The following is a 16,627-nucleotide window of genomic DNA, read 5'->3' as shown; positions in this document are numbered from 1 at the left end:
GCCTTCACGACTACAGAGCCTCCACCAGAGCAGTGGTTGCGCGGTGATCGGCTGAATTGCCAAGTGATTGGGAGCGATTCGACGTGTCCTGTCCCACCCCTGATCACACAACTCGCTAGACCTTGCTGCGCCTCCAGGCCTGGATGCGAACCCATCTCACGGCTTTGCCAATAACGAATTGGACCGATCGTATCGGGCGGGTTTCTCACTAGAATGGCAGTTCGTTCCCTACTTCCTTACGCAACCTTCAACCTCATCTCGCCCAACCATGAAAGAATCGGCCTCGTACCTATTGCCGATTTTGGTATTCGTAGCGACCATCCTGACATTCGGCACGATGGGCTACTTGGTGATCGAAGACAACATTTCGATCAGCGACGCGTTTTACATGGCCGTCACGGCGATCACCCCCACTCAGTTTGACGAAGTCCACCAGTTGTCGGTGCCCGGCCGGTATTTCACGGTGCTGTTGGTCTTCTGTGGTTTCGGCGCTGTGGTTGCGTTCGCCACGCAGTTTGCCCGCCTAATCATTCAAAGCGAATTGGAAGGCGTCGGCGTTATCACTCGAAAGCAGATGAGTCGAAGGATCAGTCGCATGAAAAATCATTACATCGTTTGTGGCTACGGCGAAATCGGCAGCGCGATTTGCGGCGAACTCCGCGATCAACAATTCCCGTTCGTGGTCATTACCAACGACGAAACCGCTAAAGCCGCCATCTCGCGCGAAGGCTATGCGTCGGTGACAGGTAACCCGACCGCCGACACGTCGCTAAAAGAAGCCGGCATCGAACGCGCCGTCGGCGTGATCGCAATCCTGACCGATGACGCGGACAATCTTTTCATCGCTTTGGCTGCCCGTGAACTGAATCCCAAAATCCTGATCATCGCGCGCGGCGAGGATTCGGGAGTGGAAGACCGTATCCTACGTGCCGGCGCTGACATCGTTGTATCACCGATGAAATTGGGCGGACAACAAATTGCCCAATTGATCAAGCAGCAAGCCGGCGAATTGCCCGATGCCGAAAAGTTGCTGACGACCAATAGCGTGATGGGCTTGCAACTGACAACCTATCGACATCATCGCAGCGAACCGACCACGGCCGCAGCGATCATGCTGGCTAACGAAGCCATCGGGATTGCGGGAATCCGGCGTGACGAAGGCGTGCTGAAACCTTGCCCAAGTGGTACCGAGGTCCGCGAAAACGATGCCTTGGTACTGATCCGACAAGTCAACGAATCCGGCGAGACATTTCATAAACCGCCCACTGGAAAGACGATTTTGTTGGCGGACGACCACCGCGCATTGCGGCTGCTTTTTTCGCGAAAACTCTCTGCCGCTGGGCACGATGTGATCCAAGCAGCGACTGGCGACGAAGCGGTCAGACTGGCGAATTCACGCGAACCTGATTTGATCGTGCTGGATGTGAACATGCCCGGTCGCGACGGATTTGAAGTCTGTCAGACGATTCGCCAAACGCGTCGCTTATCGACGATTCCCATCATCCTGTACTCCGGCCAAGACAACTTTGAGTTTTCGGCGCGTGGAAAACAGGTTGGCGCGGACCTTTGCATTCGCAAGACCAGCAAGAGTGCTGCCTTGTTGGAACAGATTGAAGAGGTTTTCACCAACAATTTTGCACACGAGGAACCGACCGTCCCTGACCCCAATGCCAGGACCACGCCATCGTTTGATTTGCAAATTGCTTTGGAAAACGTCGGCAACGACCGAAAGTTGCTGCGCGACTTGGTCGTCGTCCTTCACGAAGAAACGCCCTCGTTGATGCAAGAGATCTCGACAGCGATCGACCAACACGATCCTTTTGGCCTGCAAAGTGTCGCACACACGCTGAAGGGGTCCGTGATGGTAGTCGGTGCAACCGATGCCGTTGCCACAGCGTTGAAACTGGAACAAGCCGATAGCGGTTCCGATTGGCCCGCGATAACCAAGCTACGAGACCAGTTAAAAATCGAGATCGACGCGTTGCTAACCGAACTGGACCTGCTTTCTCTATCCACGTTGGACTAAGCAGACGGCTGGAGCCTAAAGGGCGAATTCAGGTTTTGTGCTGCGCAGAATCTCCCGAATCGCAACACGATCTTCGCTGGACAAATGCGAGTATTTCTCCCGCACATCTACACCGTTAAGCACCGCGGCAAGACGCTTGATTGACTGCGTTTTCACTTGCTCTGGCAAAGCAGCAAACGAATCACTGTAGATCAGATAACTGCAAGGGTATCGAAACAAGCGACGTTGCAAATCGAGCGTTCGCAGCGATTTGCCCTTCGCGCTAACCGGCCCAATCGCGGAAAACTCTTTGCCGAATTGGCTGCTGCCTAAGACCGGCTCACTGAACTTCAATGCACCAACCATCAACAGCGTATCGACCAAGTCTTCGGCCAGTTGATCGATCATGATGATTTCTTCCGCCGTCAAAAACGATTTAACGCGGCCTTGTTCTTGATTTGTGATCTCTGCTGAACGAATCAAATGACGCACGCGATGGTTGGTATCGGTAAGTCGATTGTGCATCGTGACTTGATGTTCCAGCACCATCAATGCGACCAGATCACTGTGCGGCGACGGGTACGTTGTCACATCAAACCACTTGGACAACTCGCTTACATTGCCGTTATTCAATTCGATGTCATCGGTAACAATGTCGCCCGAATCGATCATCAAATTACCCAGGTGAGATTGTTGTCCGTGTGTCCCTGTTGCAAACCACCCACCCCAACGCGTCTGGAGTGGGCCACTGGATTTCGGCCAGATCGAATCGACGGGCATCACGCGGTGTCCATCAAGATCCGTGTAAGTACTTTGCATCAACAATCCAGGCACGCGTCCGGTGTCGCTAGACGCGTGGCAAAAAAGACACCGTTCTGTCCGCCTGGAAATTCGCATTTGCCGACGCGGGCTGTACTGTTCGATCGTGTAAAAGGTCGTGCCTAACATCGGATCGGTCGACGAGATTTCGATGACTTCGCCATGCGGTACCCAACCCACGTAAGTCTGATCGTTGAAATAGATCGCCCTTGGATTGGCCGGCGAAATAAGATGCCGCTGCATGCTGGTTTTGGAGAAGACCAACGTTTGTGACGAAAGCGGAATCTGAAGTACTTCAAGCAGTGCTGGCAGGTAGCCAAATTTGGCATCTCGCTGCAAAACCAAATCGCCGCTCGCGACTTTCGCATTCAGCTTGGCGACGGGATCCGTCGGCGCGGTGGTGGAGTATTCGATGGGTGGAAGATCAAACGACAGTTGAGCCACTGCAATTTGGCTTGCCATCATCAATGCTGCAGCCACAATCATTCGGAACATCAGGTCCACGGTTGTCAGAGTGATGAATGGCAAGCAGGGCCAGCTGAAATCGATTTATGCAGTATAGGCAAACCCTGCTCGCGCTGAAACAAATCCGCCGCCGATTCGAACGACGAAAAGCTCGAGGCATCTTGCAGATGCAACTCGAGCTGTTCGTGTACGAGGGTCAGGGTTCCCGACGCGTATGGGTAACCCTCGCAATGCCTCCGCCCTACGGATGGATTGGTGCTTTGGTCCGAAGACCTATTAACGAGGCAGAGGACGGCGGCGGACTGGTGACGGTGCATTTTCAACACCGATGTCTCCCGCCTGATAGCTGACCTGGTCCACTCGTCCTTCTGATGGCAAGACGGTTTCGACCGCAGGAGCATTCAAGATACTTTCGCCAGTACCCTGGATCGTCGGATTCCCGAGAGGCATCGTTCGACGCTGCATGTCTTCCAGCTCCATTTCGTCTGGCACGATGTTTTCGATTTGCACGTCGGTCGTGCTTGGCGAGAACATTTCCTGAGGCGTGCCCATGTCGCTCAGTGGCACACTGTCGATGATGGCTGGCTCGGACCGACGCAGACTTTCGGATCCAAAGTGCGAAGGAATTTGTTCGTGGATGATTTCGTCGGAGTACTGCTGAATGTCTCTTTGCTGCACAGGTGCAAGACCTGCCCCGATGGTTTGACCGAGTGTCGGCTTTTGACGAGCCATCAAGTCCAAGGCCCCGGCTGCATCGCGAACCGGTCCCGTGCGGACGACACTAGGCCGGGTCACACCGTACTGCATTTCTTTGCCAGCACTTCGTTCACGTGCTCGCTCCAATGCGTCGCAGTAGGCTTTGGAATTCCAAGGCCCCTCGGCCAATGTGATGCCACTATTAACCAGCATCGTGCCCTTGAGGTAGTCGACGTAGTTCAGTGATTTGTTGTATTCGCCCAGGGCTCGGTAGTACGCGACTTGTGCGTCGGCTTTTCGCTGCTGACTTTGCAGAACGACGTTGACGGGACTGCGACCAGTTTCAAATTCAGCCAATCGTGCTTCGACTTCGCGTTCGGCGGCTTGCCAACGCTGCGAATGCGTTTCCATCAAACGGTAGTGTGTCGCCGTTTTTGCAACCGCATCACTTAGCTGACTGACCAAGAGTCGCTCTGACTCTTGCAAGTATCCTTTTTCGCGAACGAGTCGCAGTTGTGCATTGCGAATGCGAGCCAGTTCTCGGCGTCCACCGAAAGCAGGAGGCGTGATTTCCAAACGAATCGCACCTTCTTGGTAGTCGCCGCTGGTGAAACTACTTAGTGCACTACTCCCACGCTGTACTTCGCGAACATCGCTTCCATTGGGAGGCCCCAGTGTGTCGCCGACACCGACGCCGCGGTACAACAGCGAAAGATTGACTTCTGGCAAGATCTGGTTTTTGGCTGACATCAGCTCCAGTTCGTTTTGCTTGATGCGAACTTTCTTGCTGCGTAGTTCGGGGCTCAGATACAACGCTTGAGCAACCGATTCGCACCAATCAAATTCGACGTGAGCGACCGAAGGTTCATCGATCGGACGAATCAAACGCCCGTCGGTTGGAGCAAGTCCCATCAGTTCGCGAAGTGCTCGTTCGCGACCGTAGACGCCGAATCGGTCATCCAAGTTGGATCCCGCCAATGCGCCTTCCAGGCGAGCCCGGAATTGATAGTACTGTTCTTCGGCTTGTGCCAGTTCTTGAACGGTGCCGGTGCCGTTTTCCAGATTCAAACGTGCAAACTGGGCGGTAGCGATCGCACTGTTGCGACCGATGGTGGTTGTCGCGACATTTCGGTACGCGACATACAGGTCCCAGTAGTTGTTTTCGACGTCGCGAACCAAGTTACGAACCTGTGCTTCAAATTCTGCGATCGAGATATCTTCGTTCAGGCTGGCCAAGACAACGGGAATTCGGTTGATCAGTGTGCCGCGATTTCGCATCAACGGGTGCTGAACCTGTGCTTCCAAAACGGCGGTGTAGTCGCTTGGGACTGAACGGCCGAAGTTGGAAATCTGAGCGTTGCTGTCGGAATAGATGATTTGTTGACGCAAAGTGAAAACGCCACCCGTTGCACCGCGTTTGCTGATCGCGGCTTGCTGCGTCATGTTCTGAGTCCGAGACTCAACCGGATTGATCGTGTTGCCAATACCAACGTTTTGAGGACGGTCGGTGGTGGAGTAGTTGATAAAGCCACTTGCCTGAGCATCAAATTCTGCCAGAGCGTCTTCGACACCGCCGACTTGGTTAGCTCGGACAACGTTTCGTGGCAACAAACGGTTGCCGCTGCCATCGACTGTCAGCGGGACCGACTGAGTGGTTGATTGCTGGACCGGAACGTCATAGATGCTGCCGAACTGGTCTGCCGTTCCGCTGACGAATTGAGCAGCAATGTTTTGACGCGACTCGGCGTTGCCACTGGTCGTGACAAAGAACTTTGCATTGGCCAATGCGATCGAAACGCACTCTTCCAGGGTCACGTCCCAGAACTGGTAGTCGTGATTGCCAATAGTAAGGGGGCGCATCGACTGCGTCGTTTCCGCCAACGAATCGATGTTCACATCGGGATATTCGATGGACGTCGCAGTGTTGAGATAGTGCTGCAGGTCGGGCGACTCGTTCATGAAGAACGGTTGAGTCGGGGCGCAGCCCGTCGCCAACAGGATCATCATCCCGAGTTGCAGATATACAGTAATGCGAAACAACGAGCGGTTCATGCTCTAGGCTTCCCTGAGTCGCCGCCGCTTGACCCGCCAAAAACGCTTGGCAAGTTTCACGAGCAGTCTGATTGGAAAGCCCCCCTTCGAGGAATCGTCTTTGAGATGTGAAACGTGAGTCTCGCATCTGTCAGCCGAATCCTCGCCCAAGTGTTTTATCGGCGCGGTTCTGGGTAAACTTTGCCGGTTATCTCAAAAAAACGCAATTAGTTTTCTGACTTGCTACTGATTCGCTGGACCGCTGATTTTCAAACGCTCTTTGATCCTTTGCAAACCACTGCCGATCGCTTCACGCGGCGACTGCCGGGGAGCATCCAAAGTGGCCGATGGCGGAGCATTCAGTTCGGCAGAGGAACCATCGTCAGGCTGAAGATCCGATGGCGAGGAAAGCGGCTCTGGAAGCGTGTCCACTTCTTCAGGGGGCGAATCGACAATCGTGTTGTCTGCCTTTTCATCCGCGTCTGTCCGCGAATCGTTGTCAGTCTGGTCATTGCCGGCGTTGTCTTCGTCATCCGATAGAGCCATCGGATCGGTATCGCCATTGCTCGCGTCGTAATTTCCCGGCGCCAGCGGAAGAGCCTGCCCTTGAGCCATTGGTTTCAGCGCGGCATTTTGATCGATCTGGGAGGTGCGCCGGGGCCCGACTTTGAGCGCTTCCCAAGGTTTGGGGTACATGAATCGCTTTTCGATGCGGCACGCGTCATTTGCGTAAGCCCCTTCGTGGTCAGCGTGATGCCAGGCAATCGCTTCTTGGCTGGTCGGCGCGATTGCGTAGGCCAGTTTCCCGGCCAGGAAACGCGGACGATTGAGTTCGCGGCGATACGAGGGACGGAAATTGTTGCCCAGTGGCCCGATCAAATCGCCCCGCGGGCGAACCGTCTGGCGTTCACGGTCTGGGTGATGCGCCATCGCTGGCTGAAACATCCAAACAGCTGTGAAACTGAAAACCAACCAACCAGCAGTGCATCGGACCATCGTTCGCTCCTTCGGGAAGAGTTTCACGCCGGAGTAAATCCGCGCAAAACCTTAGTGTTCATCGGCTGCCATCCTCGCCGCCGGTTTTGATGTCATCGTCGGAAGTCCTCCGCAAAACAAATTGGCGAACGAATAAGACGGATGGAACGGCGGTCGTCGGGTTTGCGTTCGGGTTGTACCGAATGATTCCTAGGACGATCCGTGCCCTTAGCGCATGCGATAATGGTGCCCCAACGTGACTAGGCTGATCAACCACATCGTCCCGAACAACAACGGCGCCACATTCATCAAAAACGCGCTGAGAACTGCGACCAGCAAAAATGCGATGCCAATGATCGCTGATCCACCCCAGACATGGCCGCTCATCGCAATGAAGCCAAAACCACTCAGCGCCGCAGCGATCGGAAACAACGCGTCGCGATCAATGCCACCGATCACAAGAAGCAGATTCACAACCCCCAACGCGGCCAAGTAGCCGAGCCAAATCGACCACACGGGACGTTCGGCCACCGTTCGCGGACGAAGCGAACCGCCGCGAACCCAATAGATCAGAATCGCAATGGTCGCCAACATCGTAAAACGTGGCGTCCAGTAAGCAGCCCAGCGTGGCAGCTGCATCGCATCCAGAATGAAGATGATCAGATGCGTAAAGAAAATGATGCCGCCCAACGCGTAAATCGTTTGCCCCCACGCACCAAAGACGCTTTCGTGCTGATCTCGCCGAATCTCTCGCGCCACTCGGTCGATCAATCCGCTGGCAGCAGCAGAAGTATCCTCGCCGGCTAGAAAACGGTTCAAATCGTCGGCAAACGCGTCGGCGGTAGCATACCGTTCGTGCGGTTCGTAGCGAATCGCCTTCAGACAAATGTTCTCCAGATCCAAAGGAACTTCGCGGCGAATCTTGCGTGGTGATTCCGGTTCATCTTGCAAAACACTTCGCAGTACTTCGGCTGCCGAAGGACCAATGTGCGGCGGTTGCCCGGTTAATAGCGCATACAAAATCGCTCCCAACGAGTACACATCCGTCCCCGCATCGCCGTCCCCGCGACCACACGCCTGTTCGGGACTCATGTAGTTGGGCGTCCCCAGTACTTGGCCCGTCCGCGTGATCATGCTGCCTTCGCGATGCCATTTGGCCAAGCCAAAATCCGTGACCAGCGGATGATCACCATGACTGAGCAGGATGTTGTCGGGTTTCAAATCTCGGTGCACGATGCCCGCTCGGTGCGCGTAGCCCACGGCGCGAGCAATGTCGCGGACGATTCGAGCTGATTCGGCGTCATCAAACTGGTTGTCGTCGACGCGTTTTTGAAGTGTGGGACCTTCGATCAACGTCATCGAAAAGTATTCGTAGCCCTGCCAGGATCCGATTTCATGAATCGCAATGATCCCCGGATGATCTAATCTCGCCGCGGCCTCGGCTTCGATGCGAAAGCGTTTGCGTTCCTCTTCGCCCGCTAGCAATCCACTGGAGATCAGTTTCAAAGCAACGGGACGCTCCAGCCCTTGTTGCCGTGCATGGTAGACAACGCCCATTCCACCACGCGCGATTTCGCAATCAATTTGGTAGGGGCCGATTTGAGTACCGATCAACGAAGAAGCCTTGGCTTCCGGAGTATCCCCCAACCAATGGTGATTGCGAAAAAAGGTTTTCAAATCTTTCGCATACTGGGGATGGGCCGTCAAATAAGCATCGACATTGGGCCGTTCGCCCGCTTCGATCCGCTGCAAATAGTCGGCCATGATCGAATCGAGCGGATCTAAATCGTCCTCTTTGCCAGAATCAGGCGTGCCATCGCTGTTGTTTGCTGTCGGGGAACTCATGCCGAGCAATATAGTCGATCCAACCGTCGGGATAACGGGCGTTGCCCTTTGGTATCGCCCGCAAGAGCGGCAGCAAGACATTGCCTGTCGGTGCTGTCTGACTGCGGAGTCGAAAGAATGCGGCGTCAAAAGTACGTCGGCGACGATCACTGACCTTTACGCACCCCAGAGCGATTGGCGATAAGTTCAGAATCCCCCATTCCCTCTATTGCAGGCAGGGCAGCTTATTGTGAATTCCATCTGTTTGTCCGTCAGTCAACGCTTGCCAGCTGCAGTTTTGGTGTGCCTACTGGCATCTTGGTCCGGGGCAGCTGACTTGGCGGATGCCCCCTCGCAAACTCGATCGCCGATACCGCCATATCCCTCGATTCGTCTCTCCAGCATTTTGATGCAGTCGACCAGCGTTGACGGGCAGGTCAGCCACGGATTGAACATGCCACGGCTGGACGAAGTGCTCAATAACCTGCATCGCCACGCGGCAAGTTACCCCACGCGATTTGCAAACGAACAGGACCAAGCACGGGCTCGCGACGACGCCACCAAACTGTCGGTGTTCTTTGACACCTTGGATCAACCTGATCAAAAAGATGGCGGAATGCTTTTGCGATCCGCGATGCTCAATGCAATGGCTCATCATCTTGATATTGCCGGTTCGATGTCCAAAGCCGACCAATACTTCGAGCGATTGATCCAGCTGAAACCTGATGCCGCCAATGCACATCAACAATACGGTCTGTTCTTGGCCAGTTCGGCGCGATCCAAGCAAGCGGTCAAGCATCTGACGCAGGCGAAGCTGTTGGGTGCTCGCGTCGGGTTTCCCCTGGCAATGGCGCATTTCGCAACCGGCGATCGGAATGCTGCGATCGAACAACTCAATCTCTATTTGCAGAATCAGCCCCACGACCAAAAGGCCCGGCGAATGCTTGCAGCGATTCAAGACAATCGAGCGTTCGTGAAATCCAAGTAGATTAAGTGGAACAAGTCGGTCGTGAAACTCAGTTTCACTCGCAATGCTCTGCATTGGTGGGCACGGTCTCATACCGGTGCTCGTCGCCGGACCGAACCAAAGCTGGAATGGGCTTGCCGCGGGAATGGGGAACTTGGGACAAAGGGCTGAATCACTGTGATGGCCTATTGCTTCCCTAAAACGTGACGACGACGTGACGAAGATCGATCGCTACATCCTGCTGCTCTTCTTTCGCACAGTCTTTGTTTGTTTCTGTTCGATCGCTGGCATCTTTGTCGTCTTTCATGCTTTTACAAAAATGGACGACTTCGTCGAACTCGGACGCGAACAAGACGGCATGCTCGCCGTCATGCTGCGTTTCTACGGCCCCTACATGGTGTTGCTGTTTGACATGACGGGCACCATCATCACGCTGCTGGCGTTGCTGTTTGTTGTTGGATGGCTACGTAAAAGCGGCGAACTGACGGCGATGCTGGCCGCCGGAATATCTCACGGTCGCATTTTCAAACCAATGATCATCGCCTCGCTGATCATCATCTCGTCTCAGTTGGCAATACGCGAACTTGCACTCCCACGACTGCGCGATGCCTTGGACATGAAAGCCAAGAACGTCAAAGGAATCGCCGAAGTGGCGGTGTTGCCCGAGTACGATAAAACCAGCGGCATTTTGTTTGAAGGACAAGCGATGGTGCCGAAAACACAAACGATCATCCAACCAAGCTTTCGTCTCTACGGCGATTATCAAGGCTACGGAGATCTAATGATGGCGGAAGAAGCCGTCTGGATCGAAACCACTCCGGAGCATCCCTCGGGCTATCTATTGGACCGAGTCAAGCGACCGCAAAACATCGACCAACTACCGTCGATTGGCACCCAGCAACGTGCAATCCTGCTTACTAGCCGCGATCAAAACTGGCTCTCACCGGGTCAGTGTTTCGTCGCCACGACCATTTCGCCACAGCTGCTGTCTAAAGATCAGTCGTCCACCAAACTATCATCGGTGATCGAACTGGCCGCGCGGGTTCGCAATCCGGCGGTCCGTACCAGCACCAGTTTGCACGTCATGCTGCATGAACGAGTGGTCCGCCTGCCCTTGGATTTCGCATTGATTCTGCTGGGCTTGCCATTGGTGGTCAACCGACGACAAAGGAACATGTTCGTCATGATTGCGTTTGCGATCCTGACCGTCCTGTTCTTCTTTGTGCTTAAAACGTTCGCCAGCGTGATGGGCGGAAACGGCTATCTAATTTCGCCCGCGATTGCGGCTTGGGTGCCACTGCTTGTCATTGGACCGGTTGCCTATGTGCGTCTACGCGACGTCCAAACGGTATGAATCCGAGCGACATCTCCGTCGTGATCCCAGCCCTGAATGAACAAGATTCAATCGGGGCCTGTATCCAAAGTGCATTTGCAGCCGGGGCAACCGAAGTCATCGTCGCGGACGGTGGCAGTCAAGACGCGACGGCGACTCGCGCCACCGAAGCGGGTGCAACCAAGGTGATTCGCTCGTTGCCGGGACGTGGAACCCAACTAAATTCGGGAGCCACTTTCGCCAGCAAGGAATACGTCCTGTTTCTCCACGCCGACAATCGGCTGAGCGAAAACTGCTTGCAGCAAATCTGCCTGTGCACGGATGTCGTCTGGGGTGCCTTTGGGCAATCGATTGATTCCGACCGATTCGTGTTCCGCCTGTTAGAAAAGGGCAATGCACTCCGAGTCAAATGGCGTGGCCTACCGTTTGGCGATCAAGCAATTTTTGTTCGGCGTAGCACCTACAAACAGCAAGGCGGTTTTGACGAAATCCCACTGATGGAAGACGTGCAATTTTCAAAACTGATGCGCCGAATTGCGAAACCGACATTTTTGCCAGGCCCCATCACAATCAGTGCCAGACGCTGGCAAAAGACCGGCGTCGTTCGACAAACACTACGCAACTGGAAAATTCAACTGGCGCATCGTTGCGGCGTTTCGCCCCAGCGACTGCGCAAGTGGTATCGCTGATCAACGGGCGTTAAGGTTCGACCTGATGGCATCATCTTCGATTAAAAGAATCGAACGCCGCTCAATCCGGTCCAGTTGCCTGAACGTAAGATCCAAGTTCTAGTGACTCGCTTAGTATCTCTGCACAATGCGATCTGCACAATGCGAAACGCCCATGACTGATCAAGAACTCAATGCCACGGCGTATCACGAAGCGGGCCACGCCGTGATGGCATTTTCGCTCGGGCGACCAGTCGAAAAGGTAACGATTGTTCCCGGCAAGATGCAATTTGGTGGGACTCGGCTGGGAGCGTGCAAGATTCAAAAAGGACGCACGAAATCAACCAAAGACTGGCTAGAAGACGAAGCGATAATCTTGCTGGCCGGCATGGTTGCTGAGTCGCACTTCACAGGCAAGTATTGCACCGCCGGAGCGGCGCAGGACCTCCGTGCGGTCGAACGACTGGCCGAATCACGTCTGGGCAGCAGTTTTGGCAACCAACGTCAATTCGATCGATTGATCAAACGTTGGATCGACAAAACCCACTACATCTTGGAAGACGAGATCTATCAAAAAGCAATCCGCTGGATCGCGGAAGAACTGATCGAAAAGTCGACCGTCAGCGGACGTGCTGTGCGACACTTTTTCAATCAAGCAAATCGCTCGAAATGAAATCGTCTCAGTTGGCTCTCGGGTGCGCTCGCTCGTACGCCTGCCGCAGATTCGCAGCGCTAACGTGAGTGTAAATCTGAGTTGTCGCCAAACTCTTGTGGCCTAACAATTCTTGTACGCTCCGGATATCAGCGCCATGATCCAACAAATGCGTCGCAAAACTATGCCGCAGTGTGTGGGGACTGGTCCGCGAATCGAGATCCGCCAACGCGATGTATTTTTCCAGCATTCGCCCCACGCTGCGGGTCGTCAGAATGTTGCCAAAGCGATTGACGAAAATGGGCGCATCTCGCCCAAGCGATTCCGCCTTGGGACTGCGAACTCGTTTGCGAGAATAGGCATCCACGGCCTTGATGGCATATGATCCCAGCGGACTGATGCGTTCTTTACGACCTTTTCCGCGAACACGAATGATTTGCTCGTCACAATCCACATCCCGTTCGCGCAAGCCCACCAGTTCACTGACACGCAGGCCCGCGGAATACATCGTTTCCAGAATCGCACGATCTCGCAGTCCAGCGATACTTTCGCGCGGTGGTGCTTCCAATAGCCGCCCGACTTCGTCATTGCTCAGAACATGAGGCAGCTTTCGCTGACGCCGTGGGTTTCGCAAAGGCTTTGCGGGATTCGACGCAGCAATGCCTTCGCGCATCAAAAACTTGTAAAAGCTCCGCAGCGATGCCAGTTTTCGCGAAATGGTCGTGCGAGCGTACTCGGCTTCTTGCAACGCGGCTTGGAAAGTCCGCAGATCTTGAGGCGCCAGCGAACTGGGATGCGGCACATTGCCGCGCGTCGCTTCTAGCCAATCGACTAACCCCATTAGGTCTTCGCGATAGGCTTTGATCGTCAAATCCGAAGCGTTACGTTCGGTCGCCAAGTATCTCAGAAACTGTGCTATCGAACTTCGCATCGGGAAACTGTCCAAATCGTTAGAAACTGACAAAGGCTCTTAAGAAAAACGAAGCAGCGGAAATCGTCAAACTCTTGATAGCAGGCGAACGCGAATCAAAAGCTTGACGACTCCCGCTACAACGAAAGCCTGGGCAGATAGGTCAACGGATCAATGAAAGTCCTCAATCGAAAGGCTGTCAAATTCATCGTTGGCCAGTAGATCTTCGTCGCTGGGGACTGCATCGCGAATCTTTCGACTCAGCATTGCGGCGTCGTACCAGGTAAATTCCAACTCAGGATCCGCAGCAAACCTCGCTAATTGACGCAAGGTTTCATCACGGTTGTCGTCATCAAACAGAAAGATAAATCTTTCTTCGCCTTTGACCAATGCTAGAACGTTGATCTCTTTGTCCATTGATGGGAACCGCTTGAATATTGATTAATGGAAAATGACTCTCGCTTGGAAATCCCGTCGAGTGGAAATCCTATCGAGTCACGATCAGCATGTTGGCTGAACGATCGAATCGCTGTTGGTGTTTGTATCGGACGGTTTTTCGTTCGATGTTGAGATCGGTTTCGCTGTTGGTGTGTCTGAACAGATCGTTTCTTGTTGTCGCGAGTGACAATGCAAACGAGTCACACGACTGCTACCGCATCGATAATCGCGCCAAGTGTTCACGTGCGCATGACCTGTCCATTTGATGATGCGATAGCCCGTCGCCTTGGCAGTGTTTGACTGCATCAAGTTGAAGATTGCGCGACGCAAATTTGCTCTCAAGGAGATTCGGACGAGACATGCGTTCGGAGCCATGCAGTGGCCGCTGCAGAAAGAATTCACTGACTTGCGATTCATCAACTATTCGCGTGAACCGTGCCAGGTAAGCGGCTATTTTTTTGCGGCGAGAGACACCGTCAAGCCTGTAGAGCAGAACCAACCAAAAGTTCAGCCGACAGCGATCAAGTCCCGGTGCCTTACGGCCCACGGCTGATTCTTAGGAGCAGAACTGCCCGAGCTTGAAGCCAACGCCAGTTCAACGCGGATCGCACACAACGCGGATGGCATTCAACGCAGATGGAACAGCGGCCTGACCCCGAACGCTGAGCCGCAAAGAAGGGTCGGAAATAATTCCGACGGTCGCGGTGCCGAAAGAAAGCCGCGACTAGCGGACTCGCGAATAAACCGGCACGTAGATTGTCCGGCGGTAGTTGTAGCGGCTGGACATCATTGGAACCGAGTTCCAAGTCGGGCGAAGCGGTTCGTAGCCGATCCAGGCATTGCGTTCCAAACGCTCAATTCGTTGCTGAGAACGGTACAGAGCTCGAGCCTGACGCAGTTCAACGGCTCGCTCCGCACGAATCTGTGCCGGGTCCGTCGACAATGACGATCGTGGCGATTTTTCGGAATCATCGAACAAGCCGCTTCGTGAATTGGCTTCGGCTTCCTTTGATTCCTGGGCGAAACTACCACTGGCGGCCACGAATGCGCTTGATAGCACCATTACGAAAGCGATTGCTGATACCCGTACGTTCATTTGATTTTGCCAGTGGGAAATGCGAGAGGCCGCTCATGGCCATGTAGTTGGAATCGGCAGTCAAATTCACTCCAAGTAACACGATTCGAATTGTTCGCAAGAGATCTGCAGAAACGTCGCGAAGGTGCGGATTATTTGGATGATGCCTCTTTCCTTTCTCGCAAAAGTGATTCCACTATAGGTGCAGTCATTGTCAGCTTTTGCGGTGACGATGTTCCTTGCACCGGTTGACGCTGAACTGATAGCGAAAAACGCTGCCCGCCAACCTCGCCCCTCCTAGAGATCCAATCAAATGTTGAACACTATCCGAATCACTGTGTTGTCCGTTGCTTCGATTGCTTTGTTGACACTGACGACCGGCTGCCAGCCTGCACCGAACACCAGCACGTCGACATCGACGTCGGTCACGTCCAACACAACCGGCAACACGACCACTGGCGTAGAGACTCCCAACGGAAACACTACCGCAGCTAGCGAAACTCCCGCAGGCGAAACTCCCTAGTTTCAAGCCATCGATCGCAGCTGATTATGAAATCGCGAATTGCCCAGATCTCATCACTTGATGAGACCTGGGCATTTTTTTTTCAACAAAGATGGGCACCGCAGTCTCATAGAACGCAGTGTCATCGTTTTGCAATCAGCACCAGCCACTTAGGACAGACTTTTTCAATCAAGCTGCGATTGCGACAGGGTATCATTGATCAAAATCTCTAAAGGTGATTCGTCGCCGACCAATTCCAAATCAATCGCAATCGCCCCGAGCGGTTTGCCACCGATGCGATCCGAACAGATTTTGACAAGATCTTTGTGCGTGCAAACGACTTGGTCAATCGAATCGCCCATCGTTTGAATCCATTCTCGCACCTCGGCCATCGTTTCGGGCGAGTAGCGATCATGATCAGGCAGTGCTTTGGACTGCACAATCACGGCCCCACAATCTCGGATGGTGTGCATGAATGCGTCGGGATTTCCAATTGCGCAAAGTGCAGCGACGTTCTCTTCTGCGAGGCTATCAATCGATTGCTGATCGCTAGGGTATTGCAACAGCGTTTTTGCAACATGATTGCTGCGCACGATGGGAACCTCCGGGTGAACACGATGCACCTGCGATTCGATGTTTGCCAAGGCTTCTGAATCCACATTGTCACAGCGTGATATCAAAACCAAGTCCGCGCGAGTGACATTTCCGATCGGTTCACGCAACAATCCCCGCGGTAGCAAATGCCCGTAGCCAAACGGACACGTCGCATCAATGACAACAATGTTCTTGTCGCGATGCAGCCTGCGATGCTGAAACCCGTCGTCCATCAAAATCACTTCGGCTTCTAGTTCTTCGACCGCAATTCGCGCTGCTTCGACGCGATCGGGATCTTGAACGTGCGGGACATCGGGCAATCGAGCGTGCAACTCCATCGCTTCGTCGTTTTCGTCCGCTTCACCACGTCCGAATCCGCGACTGACGATCGCAACACGCACTCCTCGATCACGCAATTGTTTTGCCAGGAAACAAACGATGGGTGTTTTGCCCGTTCCGCCTGTGGTTAGATTCCCCACGCTAATCACCGGAACACCACAGCGGACCGTTTCGCGCTGGCCAGATTCAAACTGCCGGTTTCGCCATTGCACGCCCCAACCATACGGAACGCTGGCAAATCGCAGCACCAGCCGCGTCATGATCGCCAGCGGATCGCGGCGCTCACCATTGAGCACGGGTCGAAAATCAAATACCATCAATGCTTGCCTACGAA

General features: G+C 54.0%; 14 protein-coding genes. 6 read left to right on the top strand and 8 right to left on the bottom strand.

Going from position 1 to position 16,627, the window contains the following annotated elements; all coding sequences use genetic code 11:
* Nucleotides 1-268 precede the first annotated feature (268 nt).
* The gene (locus K239x_RS06940; protein ID WP_145417056.1) at nucleotides 269-2,026 is read left to right on the top strand and encodes an NAD-binding protein; all 1,758 of its coding nucleotides are present in this window, start codon (nucleotides 269-271) and stop codon (nucleotides 2,024-2,026) included.
* A 15-nt stretch (nucleotides 2,027-2,041) separates the two neighbouring features.
* On the opposite strand, the gene K239x_RS06935 is transcribed toward K239x_RS06940, so the two are convergent.
* The 4 genes from K239x_RS06935 to K239x_RS06920 all read right to left on the bottom strand — a co-directional run bounded on the left by K239x_RS06935 (nucleotide 2,042) and on the right by K239x_RS06920 (nucleotide 8,836).
* Nucleotides 2,042-3,352, bottom strand: coding sequence for a hypothetical protein (locus K239x_RS06935; RefSeq protein ID WP_419189760.1), 1,311 nt, complete (start codon nucleotides 3,350-3,352; stop codon nucleotides 2,042-2,044).
* A gap of 213 nt (nucleotides 3,353-3,565) precedes the next feature.
* Nucleotides 3,566-6,037 carry a TolC family protein gene (locus K239x_RS06930; protein ID WP_145417054.1) on the bottom strand — a complete coding sequence of 824 codons (2,472 nt, stop codon included), beginning with the start codon at nucleotides 6,035-6,037 and terminating at the stop codon, nucleotides 3,566-3,568.
* Between the two features lie 222 nt (nucleotides 6,038-6,259).
* Nucleotides 6,260-7,012 (bottom strand): hypothetical protein, encoded by a 753-nt coding sequence (locus K239x_RS06925; RefSeq protein WP_145417053.1) that lies wholly within the window; start codon nucleotides 7,010-7,012, stop codon nucleotides 6,260-6,262.
* 207 nt (nucleotides 7,013-7,219) lie between these two features.
* Nucleotides 7,220-8,836 (bottom strand): serine/threonine protein kinase, encoded by a 1,617-nt coding sequence (locus tag K239x_RS06920; RefSeq protein WP_419189759.1) that lies wholly within the window; start codon nucleotides 8,834-8,836, stop codon nucleotides 7,220-7,222.
* Between the two features lie 229 nt (nucleotides 8,837-9,065).
* Here K239x_RS06920 and K239x_RS06915 point away from each other — a divergent pair, with 229 nt between their 5' ends.
* The 4 genes from K239x_RS06915 (at nucleotide 9,066) to K239x_RS06900 (ending at nucleotide 12,456) form a co-directional block, all read left to right on the top strand.
* Nucleotides 9,066-9,803, top strand: coding sequence for a tetratricopeptide repeat protein (locus K239x_RS06915; RefSeq protein WP_145417051.1), 738 nt, complete (start codon nucleotides 9,066-9,068; stop codon nucleotides 9,801-9,803).
* A 193-nt stretch (nucleotides 9,804-9,996) separates the two neighbouring features.
* Complete coding sequence (locus tag K239x_RS06910) at nucleotides 9,997-11,136, top strand: LptF/LptG family permease (RefSeq protein WP_145417050.1); 1,140 nt, start codon at nucleotides 9,997-9,999, stop codon at nucleotides 11,134-11,136.
* Nucleotides 11,133-11,804, top strand: a complete 672-nt coding sequence (locus K239x_RS06905; RefSeq protein ID WP_145417049.1) for a TIGR04283 family arsenosugar biosynthesis glycosyltransferase — start codon at nucleotides 11,133-11,135, stop codon at nucleotides 11,802-11,804. The genes K239x_RS06910 and K239x_RS06905 overlap by 4 nt, the downstream gene beginning before the upstream one ends.
* A 154-nt stretch (nucleotides 11,805-11,958) precedes the next feature.
* Nucleotides 11,959-12,456 carry an ATP-dependent metallopeptidase FtsH/Yme1/Tma family protein gene (locus K239x_RS06900; RefSeq protein WP_419189758.1) on the top strand — a complete coding sequence of 166 codons (498 nt, stop codon included), beginning with the start codon at nucleotides 11,959-11,961 and terminating at the stop codon, nucleotides 12,454-12,456.
* Nucleotides 12,457-12,463: 7 nt separating this feature from the next.
* On the opposite strand, the gene xerC is transcribed toward K239x_RS06900, so the two are convergent.
* From xerC to K239x_RS06885, 3 genes are all read right to left on the bottom strand, one after another.
* Nucleotides 12,464-13,366 carry a tyrosine recombinase XerC gene (gene xerC / locus K239x_RS06895; RefSeq protein ID WP_145417047.1) on the bottom strand — a complete coding sequence of 301 codons (903 nt, stop codon included), beginning with the start codon at nucleotides 13,364-13,366 and terminating at the stop codon, nucleotides 12,464-12,466.
* A gap of 150 nt (nucleotides 13,367-13,516) precedes the next feature.
* Entirely contained in the window at nucleotides 13,517-13,762 is a 246-nt protein-coding gene (locus K239x_RS06890) for a hypothetical protein (protein WP_145417046.1), read from the bottom strand.
* A 745-nt stretch (nucleotides 13,763-14,507) separates the two neighbouring features.
* Entirely contained in the window at nucleotides 14,508-14,846 is a 339-nt protein-coding gene (locus tag K239x_RS06885; RefSeq protein WP_145417045.1) for a hypothetical protein, read from the bottom strand.
* Between the two features lie 325 nt (nucleotides 14,847-15,171).
* Between K239x_RS06885 and K239x_RS06880 the strand changes: the two genes are divergently transcribed.
* Nucleotides 15,172-15,381: a hypothetical protein gene (locus tag K239x_RS06880; RefSeq protein ID WP_145417044.1), complete on the top strand. Its 210-nt coding sequence runs from the start codon at nucleotides 15,172-15,174 to the stop codon at nucleotides 15,379-15,381.
* 164 nt (nucleotides 15,382-15,545) lie between these two features.
* Here the strand turns inward: K239x_RS06880 and lpxK are convergent, their stop codons facing one another.
* Nucleotides 15,546-16,610, bottom strand: coding sequence for a tetraacyldisaccharide 4'-kinase (lpxK, locus tag K239x_RS06875; protein ID WP_145417043.1), 1,065 nt, complete (start codon nucleotides 16,608-16,610; stop codon nucleotides 15,546-15,548).
* Between the last annotated feature and the right edge of the window lie 17 nt (nucleotides 16,611-16,627).

The organism is Stieleria marina (genome assembly GCA_007741555.1).
In the GTDB taxonomy this organism is placed as follows: Bacteria; Planctomycetota; Planctomycetia; order Pirellulales; family Pirellulaceae; genus K23-9.
Note: the sequence above shows the minus strand (reverse complement) of the source record. Positions and strands in the feature narration are given on the sequence as shown.